The 7667-nt window shown below is 69.2% G+C and carries 9 protein-coding genes; 1 reads left to right on the top strand and 8 read right to left on the bottom strand.

What is annotated here, in order from left to right; genetic code table 11:
- Nucleotides 1-403: 403 nt before the first annotated feature.
- From J7F03_RS39095 to J7F03_RS39080, 4 genes are all read right to left on the bottom strand, one after another.
- Nucleotides 404-583 carry a hypothetical protein gene (locus J7F03_RS39095; RefSeq protein WP_214957972.1) on the bottom strand — a complete coding sequence of 60 codons (180 nt, stop codon included), beginning with the start codon at nucleotides 581-583 and terminating at the stop codon, nucleotides 404-406.
- A 237-nt stretch (nucleotides 584-820) separates the two neighbouring features.
- A complete protein-coding gene (locus tag J7F03_RS39090; protein WP_214957971.1) occupies nucleotides 821-970 on the bottom strand; it encodes a hypothetical protein in 150 nt (49 codons plus the stop codon).
- A 177-nt stretch (nucleotides 971-1147) separates the two neighbouring features.
- Nucleotides 1148-1348 (bottom strand): hypothetical protein, encoded by a 201-nt coding sequence (locus tag J7F03_RS39085; RefSeq protein ID WP_374104454.1) that lies wholly within the window; start codon nucleotides 1346-1348, stop codon nucleotides 1148-1150.
- Nucleotides 1349-2119: 771 nt separating this feature from the next.
- Nucleotides 2120-2611: a hypothetical protein gene (locus J7F03_RS39080; protein ID WP_214957969.1), complete on the bottom strand. Its 492-nt coding sequence runs from the start codon at nucleotides 2609-2611 to the stop codon at nucleotides 2120-2122.
- 138 nt (nucleotides 2612-2749) lie between these two features.
- Between J7F03_RS39080 and J7F03_RS39075 the strand changes: the two genes are divergently transcribed.
- On the top strand, nucleotides 2750-3124 hold the full coding sequence (locus J7F03_RS39075) for a transposase family protein (protein ID WP_214957968.1): 375 nt from the start codon (nucleotides 2750-2752) through the stop codon (nucleotides 3122-3124).
- 12 nt (nucleotides 3125-3136) lie between these two features.
- Here the strand turns inward: J7F03_RS39075 and J7F03_RS39070 are convergent, their stop codons facing one another.
- The 4 genes from J7F03_RS39070 to J7F03_RS39055 form a co-directional block, all read right to left on the bottom strand.
- Nucleotides 3137-3670, bottom strand: a complete 534-nt coding sequence (locus J7F03_RS39070; RefSeq protein ID WP_214957967.1) for a CbrC family protein — start codon at nucleotides 3668-3670, stop codon at nucleotides 3137-3139.
- A gap of 112 nt (nucleotides 3671-3782) precedes the next feature.
- Nucleotides 3783-5318, bottom strand: coding sequence for an ISKra4 family transposase (locus tag J7F03_RS39065; protein WP_214957966.1), 1536 nt, complete (start codon nucleotides 5316-5318; stop codon nucleotides 3783-3785).
- 70 nt (nucleotides 5319-5388) lie between these two features.
- Nucleotides 5389-5931, bottom strand: coding sequence for a hypothetical protein (locus J7F03_RS39060; protein WP_214957965.1), 543 nt, complete (start codon nucleotides 5929-5931; stop codon nucleotides 5389-5391).
- Nucleotides 5932-6130: 199 nt separating this feature from the next.
- Nucleotides 6131-7667, bottom strand: a 1537-nt coding sequence (locus J7F03_RS39055; protein ID WP_214957964.1) for a WD40 repeat domain-containing protein, incomplete at its 5' end; no start/stop codon positions are given.

Raw genomic sequence — 7667 nt, 5'->3', positions numbered from 1 at the left:
GACACCGAGCAGCTCACCGGCTGATCCTTCGTCAAAGACGTCGCCGCCCGAACCGGCACGACACCGGCCACCGCCCGCTGGGAGACCGGCGCCGTCCTCGCCGTGATCGCCCGCCTCGCCGGCCCCACCCTCCTCGGCCGCATCATCGACCGGCCCCCGACGGCTGCGCCCTCCCCCTCGGCCAAGCCCAACTCCTCCCCCACACACCCGCCGCATAGAGTCCGGCCCCGGACTCGCCCAGAGCGGCCACCCAAGGGCCCCGCCGCCTCACCCTGCACAGGTAAGCGGATGCCTCATCCGCGCGATGGACCTGAGCAGTGCAGATGCACTGCCGCCGGACAGGCGATGGCGAGCGTGTCGTTCGTATGGCCAGGCCGCGCCGCGGCTTCAGGCGATGCACCGCTCAACAGCGCGCGCTGCTTGTAGCCCTCAGCGCCCGGTGCAGGGCCCGCTCCACGGCCGGCACGACAGGATCGACCGTGCGCAGCGCGGTGACGGCGCCGGCCATGTCCACCATGGTGGTACTGGCCGTCTGGGCGAGGATCCGGCGCGCCGTGTCGGCCGTGCAGGGGACGAGCGCCATGAGTCGAAGTCCTCTGGACCGGGACCCGGGGGCTTTCTGCTGGATAACAGCAACGCCCGGACTACCGGCGGGGGCGCGCCGGGGAAGGCCCCTGATCCAGGGTGCGGCTCACGCGGCAGTGTCACTCACGCCCCCAGCGCCCGCCGCCCGGTCATGCCAACTCCGCGAGGTCGCCACCACGGTTGACGTGCCGCGAGTGCCTGCCAGGGGGCCGCCCCCCGGCAGGCGAAGGGCCGGTCAGACGCTGCCGCGCCAGGCGCCCGTCTCGGCGCCGCGGTCTTCGATGAAGTACTTGAACCGCTTCAGGTCGCCCTTGACCTGCCGGTCGACGAAACCGAGCTTGTCTCCGATGTTCTCGGCCATGCCTTCCGGATCGAAGTCCATCATCAGCGTCACCTCGGTGTGCGCCGGGTCGATCGGCCGGAAGGTGACCAGCCCGTCGGCCGACTGAACCCGACATACAGCTGCCGAACCGGAAGCAACACACGGCCCGCTGGCCCTGCCCGATCACGCCGCGCGGATCTTGACCGTTTGCCAGGTGACTTTGACCGCCCGGTTCAGTTCCTACTCCCCGTCGTCAGCGGTCCCGGTCAGGCTCCGGCGGCGGCGCCGGTTCTTCTCGGAGCGGCGCACCAGCTCGCCCGCAGCGAGCGTCACGGTCGCCACGGCGCGGACCCACCGGGGCCCGCCGCGCTCGGCCCACACCACACAGGCGCACCCGCCAACGGCGAACGCCAACAGACCGAGCAGCACCAGAACAATCACATTCCCCACCTCTGCATTCATTCGAACGATCAAGATCAGGTGACAGGACTACTGGTCGTCAAACTCTCCTGGCACACAGCCAAGATCCCATGTCAGAGGACAGACGGCCCCACTAGAAGTGCTCTGTCGCCGCAGGTGGCCATCTGGGGGCGGCGGCGAGGTCTTCGGTGGCCTGTGAGGGGCGAGGACGTCGAGGCGGCGGGTGACGGTGCACCGAGGGAAACCACTGCCTTTGGGCCTCCGGTGGCGAGCGGCGTACAGCATGCACAAGTCCGGGCAGACGGTGCTGGTGTGGACCCGTAGGTGACGGGCGAGAGCAGTGGTCCGGGCGCCCAAGAGAGGCTCCGCTTGCTCCGATCGATCCCCGCCGAGGGGTCGGGAGTGGCGGAAGGTGATCGGCTTGCGCCGACCCCGCTGATCACCACATGCGCGGAGCGCGGGACCGCCGCGGCAGAGCCGCTGGTCCCTCCTGACGCGAAGAGGAGAAAAACCTGATGTTCAGGCACAGACCCCTGCACGACGCCCGCTTCCCGGCCGGCCCCGGGCACGGCGGCGACCGCCTGCGCACAGGTGGAGCGAGAGCACGGCTGGCCCTACGAGCCCTCCTGATGGCAGCCCTGGCCATGGTTCTCGCGGCGCCGACCGGACAGACGGCGCAGCGCGTCGCACACCCGCCCATGCCTCGGGCTGACCCAGGCCGGGGCCTGTGCTGCTGGTCGAGACCGCCCGGAAAGCAGGGCTGGACCAGGCGCGCGGCACGCGTGTGTCTTCTCAGCGCAGGACTTCGACCAGTGCAATCCAGGAGATGACGAGCGCCGTGATGATTGCGACGATGGAACCGGCGGCGAACCATACGACGCCCTGTGGCGACCCGGTGATAAGGAGCGCGGCACCGACGAGGTATGCGAAGGGCGCCACGAAGCCGACGGCAGACTTACCGAACTTCATCTGATTGTCGGGGTGGCGGTTCTCGTAGATCCGTCTCGTCGCCTGCACCTGCAAAAGCCCTGCGCCGGCGGTGAGTACGGCCATCGACAAGCCGTACGACATCGGCGAAACCTCGGGGACAAGCCCCACTGCAGAACCCGAGAGCGCCAGCACGAGACCGGCGATGTCGCCAGCCAGTCGCGATGTGAGCGACGGCGCTTTGACGACCTCAGCGATGTTGACGCTTGCCGCCACGATCACAAGGCCGGCGAGCGCCCCCGCCGCTCCCATTATGGCGACATTGAAGTTATTCCACCCTGCCAGGTATTCCTCCATATCTCCACGATCACCCGCGCGATCGGTGAGATCAGGCCCCTGCTCGCGGACCGCGGCTGCCGCATCGAGGGCGCGCTGCGGCTTCGGACACTCGCCGACGTCATCGCCCGTCTCGGAGCGACGGGGCAGACCGCTTTGATGGACGCGACCGAGATCCGGGTCCGGCGGCCCTCGGCCCACCGCGGAGGCCGCGGCCGGTTCGTCTCAGGCAAGAGACGCATCAACGCGATGAAAGCCCTCGTCGTGACGGACCAGCGTGGCCGGCTGCTCTTCCGCGGTGAGGTGCGGGCCGGATCGGTCGCCGACATCACCCAAGCCCGTGACGCCGGGCTGGTCGATCTCCTCACCGACACCCTCGACCTGCAGATCCTCGCCGACGTCGGCTATCAGGGCCTTGGCGCACAGACCTGCGGCCAGGTCATCGCCCCACCACGCAAACGCCGCGGGAAGCACCTCGAGCATCTGCAATGGCTGATGGGTGCAGTTCCCTTGAAGGGAAAGGGTGTGTGCTGAGCTGGGCCGTGGTTATGAAGCATCGGCGTAGGCGAGATGGGTGCCGCAGACGGTGCAGCGGAAGAGCATGGCGCTTGCCCCCTGCCCGGGGTGGGTCAGGAAGTCCTCGAGTTGGGACGCGTCGTGCCAACCGCCCATCCGAAGGTCGAGTCGAAGCTGGTCGAGTGCCTCGGGGTGGGCTGCCAGTTCGGTGTATCCGACCTCGCCGATGAAGGCGGCCGCGTCGTTGCAGTGAACGAGCCAGTGCGGATCCTGCCAGGCGTGGAAGCCGGGGGTGCAGTGGGTGACCTGCTCCACGGTCTCCTCGCTGACGCCGTCGAGCCCGTATGCGTCGGTGAATTCACCTTCGAATCGCTCAGCGGCACTGCCATCGGCGATGCACCAGGGGCAGAATCTCCCACCGACATCCTGGGCCGTGTAGAAGGTAGCGGTGTAGATCCACCCCGTGCTGCGGCTGCAGCAGGCGCAATTCTCGGCGCTCTCGCGGACGGACCCGCTTGCGACGGGGTCGGGGTGGTAGCGGAAGTGGGGCAGGTTGGCACTCACTGGTGAGCCTGCCGTCGCATGGCGAAGCCCGCCTCGACGCCGGTGGTCTGCGCGTCGCCGGGCATGCCTGTGAACCTCACGGGTCGCAGTCTGTCCACAAGCAGGCCCGTGATCAAGCGGTGAGGTTGAAGTCCTGCCGGTCGGGGGTGGGGTAGAGGCGCTCGTGCTCGCGGGCGGCGTGGAAGTGCCAGTAGGAGTCGAAGTCGCCGTTGGCGACGACCGCGCGGAGCCGTAGAACGGCTTCGGCTCCGTGAAGGCCCCAGCGGGCGCCGGTGATGTCGAGGCGATCAGCGATCAGATGACGGCAGGCGCCTTCGACCGCCCCCGTGGCGATCGGCCACCCGTTCTCGAGCGCGGTGTCGTAGCGGAGCTGGTCGAGGTGACCGGTCAGGTAGCGGTGGCAGGCGTCGACGGCCCCGCGGCGGGTGGCCGACAGGTGTTCCCGGTCGGCTTGGGCGGTCATCTGGTCGGCGGCGCGGGAGGCGTGGCCTGCAAGGATCGCGGTCAAGTGGTCGGCCGCCCAGGCTTCGGCCTCGGTGGTGCCGGGCTTGTGGAAGGCGTGAGCGGCGGCCCAGACATACTCGGCAACGTGCACGAAGTCCAGCAGCACGTGCAACGTGACGCCGCGTCGCCCGGCCTCGGCGGTGATCAGGCCGAGCTGGTGACGGGCGCCGTCGACGAGAACGATCCACGGCCGCAGATGCTTCGGGTCGCGGGCCTGGGCCTGGTCGAACGCGTCGGCGATGACCTGCTCCGGCGGGCGGACCAGGGAGGCGGTGCACCATTTGTTCTCGGCCCTCGGCCCCGGGCGAGCGCGGCGTTCGCCGCTTCGGCCGCCGGGCGGGTGGATCACGTCGTGGGGGCGCCTGGGGGCCGGGCGGGTGTCGAAGACACAGGCCACGGTCGCCATCCGCTTCCGGTTCGGCTTCTCGCCCGGCGCGAGCCGGCCACGATGGCCACCGACCGCAGCCTTCGCGGCGGCCCGGCGGGTGGCCTCCCGCAGAGCCTCGGGCCGCATGACCACGCCCTTGCCGTCCACTTGGACCACCAGCGGCATCCGCTGGCTGCACGGGACCGGAATCCGGGTCTGGTAGAAGTCGTCAGTGTCGACCGCTGCCGCGACCACCAGTTCTTCGAGTCGGCGTTTGCCCAGCACATTCCCGCAGCGACGCTCGACCGCCTGCTGAGCTTGGTCGAACGAGCCGCGCACGGCTTCGGTGACCGCGAGCCGACGCAGGCCCATCGAGTGCCGGCCCGCCGGCAGCGACAGCGCGGCGTCGGCGGGGTGGACGTTGTCGACGCTCGGGCCCCGGTGGGCGACCCGGGCAACGCGGACCAGCCCGAACATGCTGGCCAGCCAGCGTGAGTGTCCCGTTTCCCGCCAGGGCCGGGCTCGTCCCTCCGGCCCCACCACGGCAGGCCTGCTACCGGTGCGGACCTGTTCCTCTTCGCGCATCGCACGGAGGTCGAGATGGTCCTGCAGCAGCTGCCGTAACAGCTCCCGCCCGGCCGCGTCGAGGTGTTCTTCCAGCTCGGCGTGGGTCCACGCGCTCGCATCTGTGCCCGACAGGGTGCACATCAGCGTCTCGAAGGCGCTGACCGAGCGGGCAAAGGGGTCAGTGGTGGCATGAGTGTCGTACGGTTTCATCTCCGGGGCTCTTCCTGTCCTGCATCCGATAAGGGTCGCACCTTCGAATGTAGGCGGAAGAGCCCTGCTGTCAGCGGGAGTTGGGGGAAGCGGCCGTCCGGTGGCGGGCCGGGGTGAACATACCGGGGGTGTCCTCGTACAGCCAGCCCCGCTCGACCAGCCGCTTCAGTTTCGACCGGGTGCCCTCGATCTTCCCCGTCTCGGTCGGCAGCCCGATCCTCGGTACGATCTGCTTGGCACGGACCGGCCCCGGCGCATCCGCCACCACCTCCACGATGTCGCGGTACACCGACGGCAGCACATCCGACATCATCCCGGGCTGCCAGTTCGGCACGGTCAGCACCCCGATGACCTGCCGCTCGGCCCCCGCATACGCCGACGCCACCCGCTCACCCGCAGGCGACTGTCCGGCATCGACTGCCGCCACGGGCCTCTCCGGATTCATCTCCGCGAGCACTTCGGCGACCGTCTCCCGCGCGATCCGCAGACGCTCCAGCCCCTCCCGGGCCAGCTCCAGCCTCCCGGACAGCTCAGCGACCTCGGCTTCCAGCTCTCCCACCCGAACCCGGGCGACTGCCTCGCGGGCTTCCAACTCCTCGAACAGTGAGCCCATCCGCTACCCCTCCTCCACCACCACGGTAGAGACGAGAAGCCCTGAACACAGCCCCGATCAGCGTTCTCCCAGCTCGGCACTCCCCTTCAAAGGGACTGCACCCATGTCGGAAAGCCGTGTGCGGGAGAACCGCACGCACGGTTTGAAGTGGCGGGGGCTGGAAACGGAGCGGAAGCCACCGCGCCAGCCCCCGACCCTACTAGCCGCAGACGGGCCCGGCGGACCGGCCTGGGAGATATGCCGTCCGTTCTTCGGGAGTGAGGTCGCGGTCGACGGTGCGACAGATCTTCTCGATCGCCGCGGCGGGTTCTGGGAGGGCGACATCGTACAGCTGCACTGTCTTGTCCATGCCGGCGGTGGCAAGGGTCTTGCCGTCGGGGCTGAAAGCCAGCGCACTCACCGCATCGCTGTGCCTGGTCAGGATGGTGCGGGTCCTGCCGGTGGTCATGTCCCATAGCCGCGCGTCCAAGTCGTGGCTGGCGGTGGCCAGGGTTTTGCCGTCGGGGCTGAAGGCCACCGCACTCACCAAGTCCTTGTGCCCGGTCAGGGTGGTGCGGGTCCTGCCGGTCTGCAGGTCCCACAGCCGCACGGTGAAGTCGGTGCTGGCGGTGGCGAGGATTTTGCTGTCGGGGCTGAATGCGACCGAAAGCACCTGGTTGGTGTGTCCGGTCAGGGTAGTGCGGATCTTGCCCGTGGCCACGTCCCACAGCCGCGCCGTCCCGTCGAGGCCAGCAGTGGCGACGGTGTGGCCGTCGGGGCTGAAGGCCACGGAGAGCACCCCCTCGGTGTGCCCGGTCAGGGTGGTGCGAGCCTTGCCGGTGGCCACGTCCCATAGTTGCGCGGTGCTTCCGCTGCTGGTGGTGGCGAGGGTTTTGCCGTCGGGGCTGAAGGCCAGGGCAGCGATCCCCAAGGTGTGCCAGGTCAGGATGGTGCGGGTTTCGCCGGTGGCCACGTCCCATAGCCGTGCGGTTCCGTCGGTGCTGGCGGTGGCGAGGGTTTTGCCGTCGGGGCTGAATGCCGCCGCACTCACCCAGTCGGTGTGCCCGGTCAGGATGGTGCGGGTCTTGCCGGTGGCCACGTCCCACAGCCGTACAGTCCTGTCGGTGCTGGCAGTGGCGAGGGTGCGACCGTCGGGGCTGAAGTCCACCGAGACCACCGATTTGGTGTGCCCGGTCAGGGTGGTGCGGGTGCTGCTGGCGGCCACGTCCCACAGCCTCACCATGTGGTCGTTGCTGCCGGAGGCCAAAGTCTTGCCGTCGGGGCTGAAGGCCACCGAAAGTACCGCGTCGGTGTGTCCTGGCAGGGTGGTGCGGGTCGCACCGGTGGCCACGTCCCACAGCCGTACTGTGTGGTCGTAGCCGGCGGTGGCGAGGGTTTTGCCGTCGGGGCTGAACCTCGCCGAAGTCACCTGACCGGTGTGTTCGGTGAGGGTGGTGCGGGTCTTGCCGGTGGTTGCGTCCCACAGCCGTGCGGTTCCGTCGGCGCCTGCGGTGGCGAGGGCTTTGCCGTCGCGGCTGAATGCCACCGAGTACACCGCGTTGGTGTGTCCGGTCAGGGTGGCGCGGGCCTTGCCGGTGGTCGCGTCCCACAGCCGTACTGTGTGGTCGTAGCCGGCGGTGGCGAGGGTTTTGCCGTCGGGGCTGAATGCGACCGAAAGCACCTGGCTGGTGTGTCCGGTGAGGGTGGTGCGGGTCTTGCCGGTGGCCACGTCCCATTGAACCGTTCCGGGTTCGGTG

This window comes from Streptomyces sp. ISL-43, assembly GCF_018614195.1.
Lineage (GTDB): Bacteria > Actinomycetota > Actinomycetes > Streptomycetales > Streptomycetaceae > Streptomyces.
Note: the sequence above shows the minus strand (reverse complement) of the source record. Positions and strands in the feature narration are given on the sequence as shown.